This window comes from Micromonospora sp. NPDC005710, from assembly GCF_040630995.1.
GTDB lineage: Bacteria > Actinomycetota > Actinomycetes > Mycobacteriales > Micromonosporaceae > Micromonospora.
This window is the reverse complement of sequence record NZ_JBEXYP010000035.1, coordinates 1-14,712: the sequence shown is the minus strand read 5'-3', so window position 1 is coordinate 14,712 and position 14,712 is coordinate 1. Positions and strand designations below refer to the sequence as shown.

Here is a 14,712-nt window from a genome sequence, read left to right as displayed (position 1 = left end):
GGTCGGGCGGTGAGCAGTCGACCGGCAGCGGGCGGAGGCCGGTGGGTCGAGGTCGACCCGGCCCGCGTCGGCCGCTGGGTCGAGGGCTTCGCAGACCGGCACGGCCCGCCCACCACCAGCGTGCGGGAGTACGGCCTGTTGCTCACCGCCCCGGACGGGGCAACCGCCGAGCTGCACGCCCCGCCGGGTGCGACGGCCGGTGTGGATGTGGCCGGGTTCGTGGCCTCCGCCGTCATGCCCCGTCGGATCGGTCTGCTGCTGGCCCGCAAGGGTGCGGTGGCGCTCGGGGTGGCTGAGGGCGCCGACCTTGTCGTCTCCAAGGTGGACACCCGGTACGTGCAGGGGCGTACCGCTGCGGGGGGATGGTCGCAGCACCGGTTCGCCCGCCGGCGCGACAACCAGGCGAAGGCCGCGCTGGGTGACGCGGCGGACCTGGCCGTACGGCTTCTGTTGCCGGAGGCGGCGACGCTTGCCGCGCTCGTCGGCGGCGGTGACCGGCGGGCGGTGGACGGGGTGTTGGCCGACCGGCGGTTGGCCCGGCTCGTGCCGCTGCGGGCGGAGCGGCTGCTCGACGTGCCGGAGCCCCGGCACGCGGTGCTGGTAGCGGCGGTGGGCGCGGCCCGGGCGGTACGGATCCTGGTGCGCGACCCCGACTGACTCAACGAATCCGGCGTCGGAGGCGAGACGACCGTCACCCGGGACGGGGTTCGCGGTGTGCCGCCCGGCTGACGGTCGGAGGATGGGCAGGTGGGGTACCGGGGGCGGCTCGACACGGACTCCATGGGCACGTCAAACAGCGGGGAGATCATCATGTCCGAGGCCCAGATTCTGCGTACCGTCCTCGACCGGTGGAGGTCGGCCGTCGACGCCCACGAGCCCGATCGGGTTGCGGCGTGCTTCACCGACGACGCGATCTTCCAGGGGTTGCAGCCGTACACGGTGGGTCGGGCCGGCGTCGCCGCGTACTACGCCGGTCAACCGCTCGGCCTGACCGCCGCGTACGACATTCGGGAGATTCGCCGTCTCGCCGACGACGTGGTGCTCGGCTACCTGGAGGTGGAGTTCGGTTTCACCGACCGGCCGGCCCTGACCGTTCACCTCGGCGTGCTCCTGCGGAGGGTCGACGGCGACTGGCTCATCGGCCACTACCAGGTCTCGCGGCTCACCTGACCTGGGAGCGTCGGCAGGAACGACGATGGTGGCAGGCCCACCGGGGGCCTGCCACCATCCGGGGTCAGGTCAGAGCTGGTTGGTGCCGAAGGTGTCGCAGGTCTTCGGGTCGCCGCGGTCGTAGCCCTGGCTGAACCAGCGCTTGCGCTGCTCGGACGTGCCGTGGGTGAACTGGTCGGGGTTGACCCGCCCGCCGGAGCGCTCCTGGATGCTGTCGTCGCCGATCGCCTCGGCGGCCTGCACGGCCTCGCTGATGTCGGTCTGGGTGATGGACTTGAACAGCGGTTCCTGGCCGGTCTTGTCCTTGCTCTCGGTGGCGTGCTTGGCCCAGGCGCCGGCGTAGCAGTCGGCCTGCAACTCCAGCCGTACCGAGGCGGACTGGGGGCCGCTCTGGTCGCCCTGGCCGGCCTTCGCGTTGGTGCCGAGCAGGTTCTGGATGTGGTGTCCGTATTCGTGGGCGAGCACGTAGGGCTGGGCGAACTCACCCTTGGCGCCGAAGCGGGAGGCCAGCTCGTCGTAGAAGCTCAGGTCGATGTAGACCTGCTTGTCGGCGGGGCAGTAGAACGGGCCGACGCCCGAGTCGGCCTGCCCGCAGCCGGTGTTCACGGCTGCCTGGAAGAAGTTGGTGTCGGTCGGCTCGTAGCTGCCCTTGCCCACCTCCGGGTACGCCTTCTGCCAGTAGGCCTGGATGCTGTTGACGTAGAGCGCGTTGCGGCAGCGCGCGTCGTCGAGACGGTCCGGGTTGTCGCGGGAGCACAGCTGCTCCAGGTCCGTCCCGCCGGACTGGCCCGTGTCGTCGCCGTTCGTCATCGCATTGAGGCCGAAACCGCCGCCGAGCAGCGCGACGAGGACGGCCACCACGATGCCGATGATGCCGCCCCGTCCGCCGCCGCCGGGGATCGGGATGCCGCCGAGGCCGCCGCCGCCGGAACCGCCACCGCGGCCCACGTCGTTGACCTGGGAGGTGTCGATTTCGGCTCGCTCGTTGAGTTCCATGGTGACCCCGATCGCCGTGTGCCGGTGAGTGTCTTTTGTGTGTCGTTCGTCCATCGAGTGCCGGACGGGGTCCGGACAGGCGTTCCCGTACCCGATGATCTTGATCGGTAATCCGGGCAGGCGCTCCGGCGGGGCCCGGTACACTTGTCGGGTGCTGCGCTGCGAAGGCTGAACCGCCCCGCGCCGTCGGGCCCTTGAGCCCGCCGGCCGTTTCGCGTGCCCCGAGTCAGCCTTCCGAACCCCGAGAGCGAGCCCGCAAACATGATCACAGCCACCGGCCTGGAACTGCGTGCCGGTTCCCGGATCCTGCTGTCCGACACCACACTGCGCGTGCAGCCCGGTGATCGGATCGGCCTGGTCGGTCGCAACGGCGCCGGCAAGACCACCACGCTCAAGGTGCTCGCCGGCGAGGGGCAGCCGTACGGCGGCCAGATCGACCAGCGCAGCGCCATCGGCTACCTGCCGCAGGACCCGCGCACCGGTGACCTGGAGGTCACCGGCCGCGACCGGGTGCTCTCCGCGCGCGGGCTGGACGTGCTGATGTCGCAGATGCAGGAGGTCGAGGCCCGCCTCGCCGAGGACGCCAGCGACAAGCTGGTCCGCCGGTACGGCGCGCTGGAGGACCAGTTCGCCGCCCTCGGAGGGTACGCGGCCGAGGCTGAGGCCGCGCGGATCTGCGCCAACCTCGGCCTACCGGACCGGGCGCTCGCGCAGACCATCGGCACCCTCTCCGGTGGCCAGCGTCGCCGCATCGAGCTGGCCCGCATCCTGTTCCGCGACGCGGGCGAGAACGGCGGCGGCATCCTGCTGCTCGACGAGCCCACGAACCACCTCGACGCCGACTCGATCACCTGGTTGCGGGGCTTCCTCGCCAGTCACAAGGGCGGTCTGATCGTGATCTCCCACGACGGCGCGCTGCTGGAGTCGGTGGTCAACAAGGTCTGGTTCCTCGACGCCACCCGTTCGGTCATCGACGTGTACAACCTGGGCTGGAAGGCGTACCTGGAGGCGCGCGAGACCGACGAGCGGCGCCGCCGCCGGGAGCGGGCCAACGCGGAGAAGAAGGCCGGCGCGCTGATGGCGCAGGCCGACAAGATGCGGGCCAAGGCCACCAAGACCGTGGCCGCGCAGAACATGGCCCGTCGCGCCGAGAAGCTGATCTCCGGCCTGGAGGAGGTGCGGGTCTCCGACCGGGTGGCCAAGGTGCGTTTCCCCAGCCCCGCCTCGTGCGGCAAGACCCCGCTCACGGCCACCGGCCTCTCCAAGTCGTACGGCTCGCTGGAGATCTTCACCGACGTCAACGTGGCGGTGGACCGGGGCTCCCGGGTGGCCATTCTCGGGCTCAACGGCGCCGGCAAGACGACGCTGCTGCGGATGCTCGGCGGGCTACTCAGCCCGGACACCGGCGAGGTGCACGCGGGGCACGGCCTGCGGCTGGGTTACTACGCCCAGGAGCACGAGACGCTCGACGTGGAGCGGACGGTGCTGGAGAACATGCGCGCCGCAGCCGTCGAGCAGTCCGACACCGACCTGCGCAAGATCCTGGGCGCGTTCCTCTTCTCCGGTGACGACGTGAACAAGCCGGCCGGGGTGCTCTCCGGTGGCGAGAAGACCCGACTGGCTCTGTCCACTCTGGTCTGTTCGGGCGCGAACGTGCTGTTGCTCGACGAGCCGACCAACAACCTCGACCCGGTCAGCCGGGAGCAGGTGCTCGACGCCATCGCCAACTACCCGGGCGCTATCGTCCTGGTCACCCACGACCCGGGTGCGGTGCTGGCGCTCAAGCCGGACCGGGCCATCCTGCTGCCCGACGGCGACGAGGACGCCTGGAGCGACGACCTGCTCGAACTGGTCGAGTTGGCCTGAGCGGGAACGGCGGGCCGGCTCTCAGCCGAGCAGGTCGACCAGTCGACCGAGCACGCCGGAGCTGACCAGGATCACCAGCCCGATGACGATGAAGATCGTCGGCACCAGCCAGGCGCCGGCGCGCTCGACCAGCCCGACCACGGTGCGGTGCCCGCCCAGCCAGGCCCCGGCCGCGCACCACAGCGCGATCAGCAGCACGAAGACCAGCAGGAAGACCGCGCTGTCGGCCACACCGAGGGCCCGGAACACGGGTACGTAGACCGCTACGTTGTCGGCGCCGTTCGCGATCGTCACACCGGCCACGCCGAGCGCTCCGGTGACGACCGCCGGGGCCTCGTCGTCGCCCGAACCGCGCAGCGCGCGTACGCCGAGCGCGATCGGCAGCAGGCCGAGCAACCCCGTCCACGGGTCGGGCACCACCAGGAGCCCACCCGCGATCACCGCGCTGGCCGCCGTGAGCGCACCGATGCCGAGGTATTGACCGGCGACGATCTGCCAGGTGCGGGGTCGGCCGGTGGTGCGGGCCGCGACGAAGAACAGCGTCAGGATGACGATGTCGTCGATGTCGGTGGCGGCGAAGACCACTGCCGCCGCGCCGGCGGTGCTCAACAGGTCGATCACGACCGAAGGTTACGGGCCGTCGGCAGCCGTCAACATCCAGCGGTGGTACGCCCGGACGCCTCGGCGGGCCCGATCGCCAGGATCACTCTATCGGGAAGCTGACATTGCATAGCGTGTCGGTTGGCGAAGAGTTGATATCTGGCGCATGATCGTTCGAGGCGGTCTAATAGGTGGGACCGTATCCGAACCGCACAGTCTGGGACGTGAGGACACAGCATGGCAGCCACTGGCACAGCCACCAGCACTGAGAAGGGTCGCCGGATCGTCGGAGCCGAGCGTCAGACGCTCGCCAAGGACCTGGTAAAGCGGTACACCTCGGGGGAGAGCATCCGCGCGTTGGCGGCCTCGACCGGCCGTTCCTACGGGTTCATCCACCGAGTGCTCACCGAGTCCGGCGTGCAGCTGCGTCAGCGCGGTGGCGCCCGGCGCCGCAAGAAGGCGTGACCCGCCCCTCAGCGTCGTCCACCAGCGCCGCGCCCCGGGACGTCCGGTGACCGCCGAGGCAACCGGGGTTCGGCTGACGTGCGACGGGCCGGTAGCCACGGTGACGTTGTGCCGGCCCGACGTGCTCAATGCCCAGACGCCCGCGATGTGGCGGGCGATGAGCGACTTCTCCCGCGACCTGCCCGGCGACGTGCGCGTGGTGGTCGTCCGCGGTGAGGGTCGTGCGTTCTCGGCCGGCCTCGATCTCGCGGTGGCTGGTGCCTCCGGGCCGGGCTCGTTCGCCGAGTTGGCCACGCTGCCCGAGCAGGAGTGCGCCGAACGGATCGCCGAGTTCCAGGCCGGTTTCACCTGGCTGCACCGGCCGGACGTCGTCTCCGTCGCGGCGGTGCAGGGCCACGCGATAGGTGCCGGCTTCCAGCTCGCGCTCGCCTGTGACCTGCGGGTGCTGTCCGCCGACGCGAAGCTGTCGATGGCCGAGGTGACCCTCGGCCTGGTGCCCGATCTGGCCGGCACGAAGCGCCTCGTCGAGTTGGTCGGCTATTCGCGGGCGTTGGAGATCTGTGCGACAGGCCGCCGGTTGGACGCCGCCGAGGCGGACCGGATCGGGCTGGCCACGCTTGTGGTGCCGCCTGCGGAGCTGGACGCCGCGGTGCGCGACCTGACCGCCGGTCTGCTCTCCGGGGCCCGCGACGCGGTGGTGGAGATCAAGGCGTTGCTCGCCGGCGCGACCGGGCGGTCGCACGCCGACCAGCAGCGCGCCGAGCGGGAGGCGCAGACCCGTCGGCTGCGCGACCTGGCCGGCAGGGGAGAATAGGGTAAGGACCGCACGGGAAGATCCGGGTTACGACTGAGGTTGTCACACTCGTCGGGAGAATTGACCTGACGGTGCGGTCCGCCCGGCAACCCGGAGGTGAGCGATGTCCAACCCGATGTCCGGCGGTGGCATGGCCGGGTGGAGCATGCTCCGGTCGATGCGCAACCGCGACGAGGTCAGCACCCACCGGCTCCAGCGCGGGGTGGCCCGCCGCATCGTCGCCTTCGCCCAGCCGTACCGGCGCGACATCGTCGTGTTCCTGGCCACCGTGGTGTTGGCCGCCGTCATCGGCGTGGCCACCCCGGTGCTCGCCGGTGACGTGATCAACGCGATCAACCGGGGCGGCACCGAGGCCGGCCGGCTGGTGGTGCGGCTGGCCCTGTTCATCGCCGCGCTGGCGGTCGCCGACGCGCTGCTGTCGCTCGCCCAACGGTGGTATTCGGCTCGCATCGGCGAGGGCATCATCTTCAACCTGCGCACCCGGGTCTATGACCACGTGCAGCGGATGCCGTTGCAGTTCTTCACCCGTACCCAGACCGGTGCCCTGGTCAGCAGGCTCAACAACGACGTGCTCGGCGCCCAGCGGGCGTTCACCTCCACCCTGTCCGGCGTGGTCAGCAACGTCATCCAGCTGGTGCTCACCGCGGCGGTGATGTTCACCCTCTCCTGGCAGATCACCGCCCTCTCCCTGGTGTTACTGCCGATCTTCATCATTCCGGCGCGGCGGGTCGGTCGGCGGCTCGCGGACATCACCCGCGAGGCGTACAACCTCGACGCCAAGATGAACGCGACGATGACCGAGCGGTTCGGGGTGGCCGGGGCGTTGCTGGTGAAGCTCTTCGGCCAGCCCGAGATCGAGGCCCGCCGGTTCGGCGACCGGGCCGAGCGGGTCCGTGACATCGGCATCCAGTCCGCTATGTACTCCCGCACGTTCTTCGTGGCGATGCTGCTGGTCGCCTCACTGGCACAGGCGCTGACCTACGGTCTCGGTGGTTGGCTCGCGGTGACCGGAGGCGTCAGCGCCGGCACCGTGGTGACGCTCGCGTTGCTGCTCACCCGCCTGTACGGGCCGCTCACCGCGCTCTCCAACGTCCGGGTGGACGTGATGAGCGCGTTGGTCTCCTTCGACCGGGTCTTCGAGGTGCTCGACCTGAAGCCGGGCATCGTGGAGAAGCCCGACGCCGTCGCGGTGCCGCTGGGCGCCGGCCGGGTCGACTTCCGCGACGTGCGTTTCCGCTACCCGAGCGCCGCCGAGGTCTCCCTCGCCTCGCTGGAGGAGGTCGCCACCCTCGACCGGACCGTCAACGAACCGGTGCTCAAGGGGGTCTCGTTCAGCGTCGAGCCGGGGCAGATGGTCGCGCTGGTCGGTCCGTCCGGGGCTGGCAAGTCGACGCTGTCGATGCTCATCTCCCGGATCTACGACGTCACCGACGGGCAGGTCCTCGTCGGCGGGGTCGACGTGCGCGACGCGACGCTCGCCTCGCTGCGCGACGAGATCGGTGTGGTCACCCAGGATTCGCACCTGTTCCACGAGACGATCGCCGAGAATCTTCGCTACGCCAAGCCGGACGCCACCGACGACGAGATCTGGGCCGCACTGGCCGGAGCGCAGGTGGCCGACCTGGTTCGGGCGCTGCCCGACGGTCTGGACACCACTGTGGGGGAGCGCGGCTACCGGTTCTCCGGTGGCGAGAAGCAGCGCATCGCTATCGCGCGACTGCTGCTCAAGGCCCCGTCGATCGTGATCCTGGACGAGGCGACAGCACACCTGGATTCGGAGAGCGAGGCGGCGGTGCAGCGGGCGTTGTCGGTGGCGCTGGCCGGGCGTACCGCGTTGGTGATCGCGCACCGGCTCTCGACGGTGCGCGACGCCGACCAGATCCTGGTTCTCGACGGTGGGCGGATCGTCGAGCGGGGTCGGCACGAGGAGCTGGTCGCTGTCGGGGGGCTCTACGCCGAGCTGTACCGGACCCAGTTCGCGGTTGCCGACTCGCCCACCCCGTTCGTCGACGCGAGCGGCCCCGAGCCGGTGATCATGCCGCTGGGCACCTACCGCGCCGACGAGGTGCTGCCGCCTGCCGCCGCCAACTGACGCCGAGGCGAGTGCCCGCGCGTTGATCGACACGGTATCCCGGAAGTCGGGGCACCCGAGTCGCAGCGACCACCCGACTTCCGTGAAACCGAGTCGATCACAGGGCCGGTGAGTCGGGGGCCGGTCGCACCCCGTCGGCGGTCACAGCCCTCGCAGCGCGCCGCCGTCGACCGGCACTGTGATTCCGGTGAGGTAACTCGCGGCGGGGGAGAGCACGAACGCGGCGACCCGGCCGAACTCGGCCGGGTCGCCGAGGCGGCGCAGTGGGATGCTGGCCTCCGCGTCGGCGCGGGCGCGATCCGGGTCGCCGGTCGCGGCGAAGAGTTCCCGGTTGCGGTCGGTCATGATCCGGCCGGGCAGCAGCCCCACCACCCGGACGCCGCGCGGGCCGTAGTCGTCGGCGATGTCCTTGGCCGCGCCGACCAGACCGGGCCGGAGACCGTTGGAGATGCCCAGGCCGGGCACCGGGCCGCGGGCCGAGGTGGAGAGCACGAGCCCGATCGCCCCGCCCTCGGGCAGTGCGGCGGCGATCGTACGGACCGCGCGGATAGTGCCCAGGAAGACGGTTTCGAAGGAGAGCCGCCACTGCTCGTCGGTGATCGCCGCGGCGTTGCCCGCCGGCGGGCCGCCGACCGAGATCAGCGCGCCGTCGAGCCGACCGAAGTGCTCCCGGGCGGCGGCGACGAGCTGCTCCGGGGTCTCCGGGTCGGCCAGGTCCGCGGTGAGCCCGACGGCATGCTCCGGACCACCCAACTGCTGGGCGGCGGCGGCCACCGCGTTCGAGTCCCGGGCCGAGAGCACCACCCGGGCGCCGTCGGCGACCAGGCTCTGCGCGGTCGCGTAACCCAGGCCGCGAGAGGCACCGGTGAGGACGTACACGCGGTCGGTCAGTCCGAGATCCATAACTCCGATCCTGCCGCATCGGGAACCCCGTCGCCAGCATGGGTGGCTGCCCGACGGGCGGGGCGCAGCAGGCGTACCCGACCGGCGATCTGCAGCGCGACGGCGCCTCCGGCGCGGCCCACCGCCGGAACCCGACGCGGACGCGCCGCCCCGCGCCCGTCGTAGCGCAGGCGGGCCTCCCGGACGGCCAACTCCTCAGCGGCCGCCGGAGGAAGCTCATCCTCGTCGTGCAGGGCCCGGGCCAGGTCCCAACCGTCGCGTAGCGACCCGGCGGTGGGTCGCCGGGCGGCCCAGTCGGCGAAGGTGGTCGACCAACCGGCCCCGAGGCCGGCGGCGAGCAGCGGCCAGTGTCGGGCCACCTCGCCGGCCCGCTTGCGCAGCAGTGCCGCGCGGGCGGCGGCCAGCGGGCCCGGCGCGAACCCCGGCGGTGGCGCACCCCCGGCGACAAGCGCCGCGACCAGTGCGGCCTGCCGCTCGGCGAGACCGGCGCGGGGCGTCGGCGTGGAGCCGCCCTCGGGTGCGCCGGTCACGTCACGGCCGGAAAGTCCGCCGCCGCGGCCAGGGCGTCGAGTTCGGCACGCAGTTCGGCGGCGGGCGGGTAGTGGCCGTCGCGCTCCAGCAGCAGCGCCGGGGGTCGCCGCCGGGCGCACAACGCGCCGACCAGCTCCAGCACCGCCGCCGACACCGGGTCGGTGTGGGTGTCGTGGTAGAAACCGCCGTGGTCCGCGCCGCCGGCCACGTGGGCGTACGCGACCCGCTCCAACGGCAGGCGGTCGAGCAACGCCAGCGGATCGGCGCCCCGGTTGCGGGCGTTGGCGTACACGTTCGCCACGTCCAGCAACAGCAGAGCCCCGGTGCGGTCGAGGATCTCGGTGAGAAAGTCCGCCTCGGTCAACTCGTCGTCGGGCCAGTCGACGAACGCGGCGATCGGCTCCAACGCGATCGGCACCGGAAGATCGGCCTGTGCCAGTGCCACGTTGGCGCAGACCGCGTCGACGGCTTCCCGGCTGCGTGGCAGCGGTAGCAGGTGGCCGGCCTCCAGGCCGCCGGCCCGGACGAAGGCGATGTGCTCGCTGACCAGTGGGGCGTCCAGACGGTGCGCCACAGCGGCCAGGTGCGCGACCCGGGCCGGGTCGACCGGCTCGGCGCCGCCGAGGGAGAGTCGCACCCCGTGCGGTACGACTGTCACAGCGCGTTCCCGTAGCTGCGCCAGCCCCGGCGGGAGCGGCCCGGACGCCGGCACCCCCTCGGCCACCACCTCGACGAAGCGCAGCCCGGGCAGTTCGGCGACGAAGCCGGCGATCTCCGGACGCCAGCCGATGCCGACCCCGGACGGGCCGGTCATCCGCCGCACCCCCCGCCGCCGCACCCGCCCCCGCCCCCGCCGCCGCCGCAGGAGCTACCGCCGTCCGAGCCGGAGCTGTCGCCGCCGCTGCCCGACGAGCCGTCGGAACCCCCGGTCCAGCCGCTGCCGGCGGCTGCCTGACGCTGGATCTCGGCCTGCTCGGCGAAGCCCGGGTCGAGCGCCCACAGCGAGGCCGTGCCGTACAGGGCCACGCCCATGGCCGCTCCGGCCGCTCCGTAGGTGGCGTATGCAGGCGCGGATGCCGGGGCGAGGTGGGTGTGCTCGTGGCGTACGCCGCGCAACGCGGCCCGACCGGCCCGGGTGAGCACGGGCGCCCGGCGCAGCACCAGGGTGACGACCAGGAGCGTGGCGAGCGTCAGCAGCAGGTAGCCGACCGGGTGGCCGCTGACCAGGCCGGAGACCAGCCGGAGCAGGCCGAGACCCAGCAGGGCGATCAGGAGCGTGGCCCAGAAGCGGGCCCGGGCGCGTTGCGCGTCGTTCGTCAGCAGCCCGCGCTGCTCCAGGCCATTGCGGATCTGGTGCAGCGCGGTACGTACGCGTTCGTCCTGCGGCAGGTCCCGAACCCGCGAATGCTGGTGGGCGGCCCAGTGGATGGCCTGGTCCAGTGGGGTGAGACCGGTCGGCGCGGCGCCGACGGTGGTCAGCCGACGGTCCGGTCGTACGCCCACCGCGCCGCTGCCGCGCAGCCCGCCGAGCGCCGCGTGGACAGCAAGCTGAGGGCCACCGTTGAGGTAGGCGACCTGCTGTGCTCCGAGTGGCTCGCGGGTGGCGTGCCCGGGGGCGGTCAGCAGGCGGATCCGGTGGTACGCCGCGATCGCCACCACCAGGAGGGCCACCGCGATGTAGTACCGGAGGAAGGTCGGGCCGGGAATGCCCCAGGTGTCGCCGGACGCGGCGTGGACGATCATCGACTGCTCCTGTCGCCGGAGGGGATCGGCGGCCCCATTGTGGAGCAGCCCCGCCACGGGCGTCTGGCCGGTGGGTGCGCCGGTCAGTGGCGGCGGACCGCCTCCTCGACGAGGTCGAGCACCGGGCCCAGGTCACCGGCCGGTCGGCCCATGGCCAGGTGCAGCACCAGGCCGTCGTAGGCCAGCTCCAGGAACTGGGCCAGCACGTCGATCGGTACGTCCTCGCGCAGCACCCCGGCGTCGCGCTGGCGGGCCAGCCGGTCCCGGGTAGCCTCCGCGATCGCGGCGGACCGTTCCGCCCAGCGCTTGGCGAACGCCGGGTCCGTGCGCAGCCGACGGGAGACCTCCAGTTGGCTGCCCAGCCAGCCGGTGGTGTCCGGGGAGACGGCGCGGGCGAGGAGATCGCGCATCACCTGCACCAGACCGTTGCGGGCCACCGTCTCGACCATGGCCGCTGCGTCGTCCTCGGCGACGGCCAGGAAGAGCGAGTCCTTGTCGCGGAAGTGATGGAAGATCGCGCCACGGGACAGGCCGGTGGCCTCCTCGAGGCGGCGTACCGTCGCCCCCTCGTAGCCGAGCCGGGCGAAACACGCCCGGGCTGCGGCGAGGATCTCCTGCCGCCGAGCGTCGAGCTGGTCCTGGCTTACTCTGGGCACACGTCGATCGTTGCAGGTCACCCCGGGGCACGCAAACCGTACGTACGGCTTGGGATGTTGCCGTCTACCATCGCCCGGTGACCTCGCCCCCCACCGTGCCCAGCTCCCCGCTGACAGTGGCCACCGTCCAGGCCACCCCCACGCCGGGCGACGTCGCCGGCAACGCGGTCACGGCCGCCGAACTGGTCCGCCGGGCCGGCGAGCGGGACGCCCGGGTGGCCGTCCTGCCGGAGCTGTTCCTCTGCGCGTACCACCTGCCTGCTCTCGCCGCCGACCCGACCGGCACCGACGTCGCGGCCGATCCGGCCGGGTTGGTAGCGGATCCCCGGCTCGACCCGCTGCGCGCGGCGGCGCGCGAGGCCGGCGTCACAGCGCTCGTCGGCGCTGCCGTTCGGCACCCGGACGGTCGGCGGACCATCGGGGCGCTCGTGGTCGACCGGGTCGGCGAGGTGCGCGTCGGGTACGACAAGCAGCAGTTGTGGGGCGACGAACGGGAGCTGTTCAGCCCTGGCGAGCGGGGTGCCACGCTGCTCGTCGACGACTGGCGGCTCGGGTTGGGCATCTGCTACGACGGCTGTTTCCCGGAGCACGGCCGGGCCGCGGCCCTCGACGGCGCCCACGCCTACCTGTGCCCCAGCGGATACCTGGCCGGCTCCGAGCACCGGCGGGATCTCTACTACCCGGCGCGTGCCCTCGACAACACGATGTTCGTGGTCTTCGCCAACGCGGTCGGCGGCGTCGAGCCGTGGCGGTTCAACGGCGGCGCGGCCATCTACGACCCCGAGGGGCGGATGCTGGCTCGCGGCGACGACGACAGCGAGGCGGTGCTCGTGGCAACGCTGGATCCCGCCGTGCTCGCGGCCACCCGGGCGGCCCACTCGATGCTCGTCGATCGGCTGCCGCACCAGGGCGGGCCGCGGCTGTCGATGCCTGGCTGAGCCTGCCGTCAGCTCGATACCCGCCGCATCTGTTGGCGGACACGTCGGTCCCGTAGGGTGCCCGAGTGCCACTGCTCCTGCTGGACCTGGACAACACCCTGCTGGATCGGGCCGGGCCGTTCCGCCGCTGGGGTGAGCGCTTCCTGGACAGCATCGGCGCGCCCCACACCGACATCGACTGGTTGATCTCGATCGACGCCGACGGGCTGACCGATCGCTGGGACCTCGCCGACGCGATCCGGGACCGCTACGAGCTGCGCATTCCCTCGATCGACCTGGTCGAGGAACTGCACGACGGGGTGGTGGCGCAGACCCGGCTCGACCCGCTGACCGCCTGCGCGCTGCGGATCGCCGACGACGCCGGCTGGGTGCCGGTGGTGGTCTGCAACGGCAGCGTACGGGTCGAGGACGCCAAGATTCGCCAGACCGGGCTGGACCAGTACGTGGCGGACTGGGTGATCTCCGAGGAGGCGGGCGTCAGCAAGCCCAACCCGAGAATCTTCGCTCTCGCCGCCCAGCGCGTCCGGATGCCGCTGCGGGGGGCGTGGGTGATCGGTGACAGCCCGGAGGCGGACATCGGTGGTGCCGCCGCCGTCGGGCTGCCCAGTGTCTGGCTGCACCGGGGGCGTACCTGGTCCGACGTCCGGTTCGCGCCGAGCCGCACCGTGGACGGGTTGATCGCCGCGGTCGCCACCGTCCTGGCCCGCTGAGGGGTCCGCGCCGGCTGTCGCGCGTCGAGGCGGCCGTTCGGGTGGTGGCGCGGTAATTCGGTTGACCAGCCGGCGTGGTGGTACCAGCATTGTCCGCGCATGGTGCATCCCGGGCGTGTGCCCGGTCGAGGAAAAAAGGGGGTCGGTCATGGCCGTCTTTGCAGGTCGCTTCCAGCCGCCTATCTCCGCCTCGATCAAGGGAACCTCACCACAGTGCGCGATCATGACCTTCCGGCGCTGGAGCGCCGCACCCGCGGCAAGAGCCGCTTCGACGACGACGAACCGCAGTTTCTGAAGCGCGGGCGGCCCACCGAGCCGCTCGCCGACCCGGACAGCGAGCCCGACCCGGACACCGGGGAGCGCTGGTCGTCCTGGGACGACGCCGTGCACGGCCCACAGCCGTACCCGGCATGGCTAATCACCGAGCTGGCCGCCAAGGACACCGAGTTGGGTGTGCTGAAGACCGGCAAGGAGGCGGACGTCCATCTGGTCCGTCGGGCGGTGCCCGACACCGACCGGTCCTGTCTTCTCGCCGTGAAACGCTACCGCGATCCGGAACACCGGCTGTTCCACCGCGACGCCGGCTACCTGGAGGGGCGTCGGGTACGCCGGTCCCGGGAGAACCGGGCGATGGCCGGCCGGACGGCGTTCGGCCGGCAGATGATCGCCGGGCAGTGGGCGGCGGCCGAGTTCGCCGCACTGGCCCGCCTCTGGGACATCGGCGCCGGGCACGACCGGATCGCCGTGCCATACCCGGTGCAGGTACGGGGCACCGAGCTGATGCTGGAGTTCGTTGGTGACGCCGAGTCGGGGGAGGCGGCACCCCGGTTGGCCCAGCTGCGTCCCGACCCGACCGAGCTGCGTGACCTGTGGGGCCAGCTGGTGGAGGCGCTGCGGGTGCTGGCTCGGGCCGGCTACGCGCACGGTGACCTGTCGCCGTACAACCTGCTCGTGCATCAGGGCCGGCTGGTCGTGATCGACCTGCCGCAGGTCGTCGACGTGGTGGCGAACCCGCAGGGGCCAGAGTTCCTGGCCCGCGACGTGCGGGTGGTCGCCACCTGGTTCGCGGCCCGGGGTCTCCCCGCCGAGCAGGTCGACCCCGGCGCGTTGACCGGAGAGCTGCTGCACGAGGCGGGCCTGCGCTGATCGGGTCGGGGGGGGGGGGGGGGGGGCCCACCCCCCCCCCCCCCCAAGACACCCAACACAACATCACGAAAAAACAAAAAAA

The 14,712-nt window shown here is 72.1% G+C and carries 16 protein-coding genes; 9 read left to right on the top strand and 7 right to left on the bottom strand.

Translation table 11 applies throughout. The features are described from left to right. Positions 1-9: 9 nt before the first annotated feature. Both ABZ406_RS29490 and ABZ406_RS29485 read left to right on the top strand, forming a co-directional pair. Positions 10-657 (top strand): acVLRF1 family peptidyl-tRNA hydrolase, encoded by a 648-nt coding sequence (locus ABZ406_RS29490; RefSeq protein WP_357768576.1) that lies wholly within the window; start codon positions 10-12, stop codon positions 655-657. 153 nt (positions 658-810) lie between these two features. After that, positions 811-1,170 (top strand): SgcJ/EcaC family oxidoreductase, encoded by a 360-nt coding sequence (locus ABZ406_RS29485; RefSeq protein ID WP_357768574.1) that lies wholly within the window; start codon positions 811-813, stop codon positions 1,168-1,170. A 69-nt stretch (positions 1,171-1,239) separates the two neighbouring features. Here the strand turns inward: ABZ406_RS29485 and ABZ406_RS29480 are convergent, their stop codons facing one another. Continuing rightward, positions 1,240-2,166: a neutral zinc metallopeptidase gene (locus ABZ406_RS29480; protein WP_357768572.1), complete on the bottom strand. Its 927-nt coding sequence runs from the start codon at positions 2,164-2,166 to the stop codon at positions 1,240-1,242. A 261-nt stretch (positions 2,167-2,427) separates the two neighbouring features. Between ABZ406_RS29480 and ABZ406_RS29475 the strand changes: the two genes are divergently transcribed. Further along, positions 2,428-4,032 (top strand): ABC-F family ATP-binding cassette domain-containing protein, encoded by a 1,605-nt coding sequence (locus ABZ406_RS29475; protein WP_357768570.1) that lies wholly within the window; start codon positions 2,428-2,430, stop codon positions 4,030-4,032. 21 nt (positions 4,033-4,053) lie between these two features. Here ABZ406_RS29475 and ABZ406_RS29470 read toward each other — a convergent pair whose 3' ends face one another. Continuing rightward, the gene (locus ABZ406_RS29470; protein WP_357768568.1) at positions 4,054-4,653 is read right to left on the bottom strand and encodes a cadmium resistance transporter; all 600 of its coding nucleotides are present in this window, start codon (positions 4,651-4,653) and stop codon (positions 4,054-4,056) included. 216 nt (positions 4,654-4,869) lie between these two features. Here ABZ406_RS29470 and ABZ406_RS29465 point away from each other — a divergent pair, with 216 nt between their 5' ends. From ABZ406_RS29465 to ABZ406_RS29455, 3 genes are all read left to right on the top strand, one after another. Further along, positions 4,870-5,097, top strand: a complete 228-nt coding sequence (locus ABZ406_RS29465; RefSeq protein ID WP_007462679.1) for a helix-turn-helix domain-containing protein — start codon at positions 4,870-4,872, stop codon at positions 5,095-5,097. A 46-nt stretch (positions 5,098-5,143) separates the two neighbouring features. Further along, positions 5,144-5,911: an enoyl-CoA hydratase/isomerase family protein gene (locus ABZ406_RS29460; RefSeq protein ID WP_357768566.1), complete on the top strand. Its 768-nt coding sequence runs from the start codon at positions 5,144-5,146 to the stop codon at positions 5,909-5,911. Between the two features lie 115 nt (positions 5,912-6,026). Further along, positions 6,027-8,003 (top strand): ABC transporter ATP-binding protein, encoded by a 1,977-nt coding sequence (locus tag ABZ406_RS29455; protein WP_357768630.1) that lies wholly within the window; start codon positions 6,027-6,029, stop codon positions 8,001-8,003. A gap of 141 nt (positions 8,004-8,144) precedes the next feature. Here ABZ406_RS29455 and ABZ406_RS29450 read toward each other — a convergent pair whose 3' ends face one another. The 5 genes from ABZ406_RS29450 to ABZ406_RS29430 form a co-directional block, all read right to left on the bottom strand. After that, positions 8,145-8,906 carry an SDR family oxidoreductase gene (locus ABZ406_RS29450; RefSeq protein WP_357768564.1) on the bottom strand — a complete coding sequence of 254 codons (762 nt, stop codon included), beginning with the start codon at positions 8,904-8,906 and terminating at the stop codon, positions 8,145-8,147. Continuing rightward, entirely contained in the window at positions 8,891-9,436 is a 546-nt protein-coding gene (locus ABZ406_RS29445; protein ID WP_357768562.1) for a hypothetical protein, read from the bottom strand. The genes ABZ406_RS29450 and ABZ406_RS29445 overlap by 16 nt, the downstream gene beginning before the upstream one ends. Beyond that, positions 9,433-10,251, bottom strand: a complete 819-nt coding sequence (locus ABZ406_RS29440; protein ID WP_357768560.1) for a DUF692 domain-containing protein — start codon at positions 10,249-10,251, stop codon at positions 9,433-9,435. The genes ABZ406_RS29445 and ABZ406_RS29440 overlap by 4 nt, the downstream gene beginning before the upstream one ends. After that, the gene (locus tag ABZ406_RS29435) at positions 10,248-11,180 is read right to left on the bottom strand and encodes a TIGR04222 domain-containing membrane protein (RefSeq protein WP_357768558.1); all 933 of its coding nucleotides are present in this window, start codon (positions 11,178-11,180) and stop codon (positions 10,248-10,250) included. The genes ABZ406_RS29440 and ABZ406_RS29435 overlap by 4 nt, the downstream gene beginning before the upstream one ends. A gap of 83 nt (positions 11,181-11,263) precedes the next feature. Beyond that, on the bottom strand, positions 11,264-11,836 hold the full coding sequence (locus tag ABZ406_RS29430; protein WP_030337284.1) for a TetR/AcrR family transcriptional regulator: 573 nt from the start codon (positions 11,834-11,836) through the stop codon (positions 11,264-11,266). 77 nt (positions 11,837-11,913) lie between these two features. Here ABZ406_RS29430 and ABZ406_RS29425 point away from each other — a divergent pair, with 77 nt between their 5' ends. From ABZ406_RS29425 to ABZ406_RS29415, 3 genes are all read left to right on the top strand, one after another. Further along, a complete protein-coding gene (locus ABZ406_RS29425) occupies positions 11,914-12,774 on the top strand; it encodes a carbon-nitrogen hydrolase family protein (RefSeq protein WP_357768556.1) in 861 nt (286 codons plus the stop codon). A gap of 65 nt (positions 12,775-12,839) precedes the next feature. After that, positions 12,840-13,484: an HAD family hydrolase gene (locus tag ABZ406_RS29420; protein ID WP_357768554.1), complete on the top strand. Its 645-nt coding sequence runs from the start codon at positions 12,840-12,842 to the stop codon at positions 13,482-13,484. A gap of 213 nt (positions 13,485-13,697) precedes the next feature. After that, entirely contained in the window at positions 13,698-14,630 is a 933-nt protein-coding gene (locus ABZ406_RS29415; RefSeq protein ID WP_357768552.1) for an RIO1 family regulatory kinase/ATPase, read from the top strand. The last annotated feature ends 82 nt before the right edge of the window (positions 14,631-14,712 follow it).

Coding starts and splice junctions, on each gene's coding strand:
- ABZ406_RS29485 (WP_357768574.1), top strand. CDS start 811: ATGTCCGAGGCCCAGATTCTGCGTACCGTCCTCGACCGGTGGAGGTCG.
- ABZ406_RS29480 (WP_357768572.1), bottom strand. CDS start 2,166: ATGGAACTCAACGAGCGAGCCGAAATCGACACCTCCCAGGTCAACGAC.
- ABZ406_RS29475 (WP_357768570.1), top strand. CDS start 2,428: ATGATCACAGCCACCGGCCTGGAACTGCGTGCCGGTTCCCGGATCCTG.
- ABZ406_RS29465 (WP_007462679.1), top strand. CDS start 4,870: ATGGCAGCCACTGGCACAGCCACCAGCACTGAGAAGGGTCGCCGGATC.
- ABZ406_RS29455 (WP_357768630.1), top strand. CDS start 6,027: ATGTCCGGCGGTGGCATGGCCGGGTGGAGCATGCTCCGGTCGATGCGC.
- ABZ406_RS29450 (WP_357768564.1), bottom strand. CDS start 8,906: ATGGATCTCGGACTGACCGACCGCGTGTACGTCCTCACCGGTGCCTCT.
- ABZ406_RS29440 (WP_357768560.1), bottom strand. CDS start 10,251: ATGACCGGCCCGTCCGGGGTCGGCATCGGCTGGCGTCCGGAGATCGCC.
- ABZ406_RS29435 (WP_357768558.1), bottom strand. CDS start 11,180: ATGATCGTCCACGCCGCGTCCGGCGACACCTGGGGCATTCCCGGCCCG.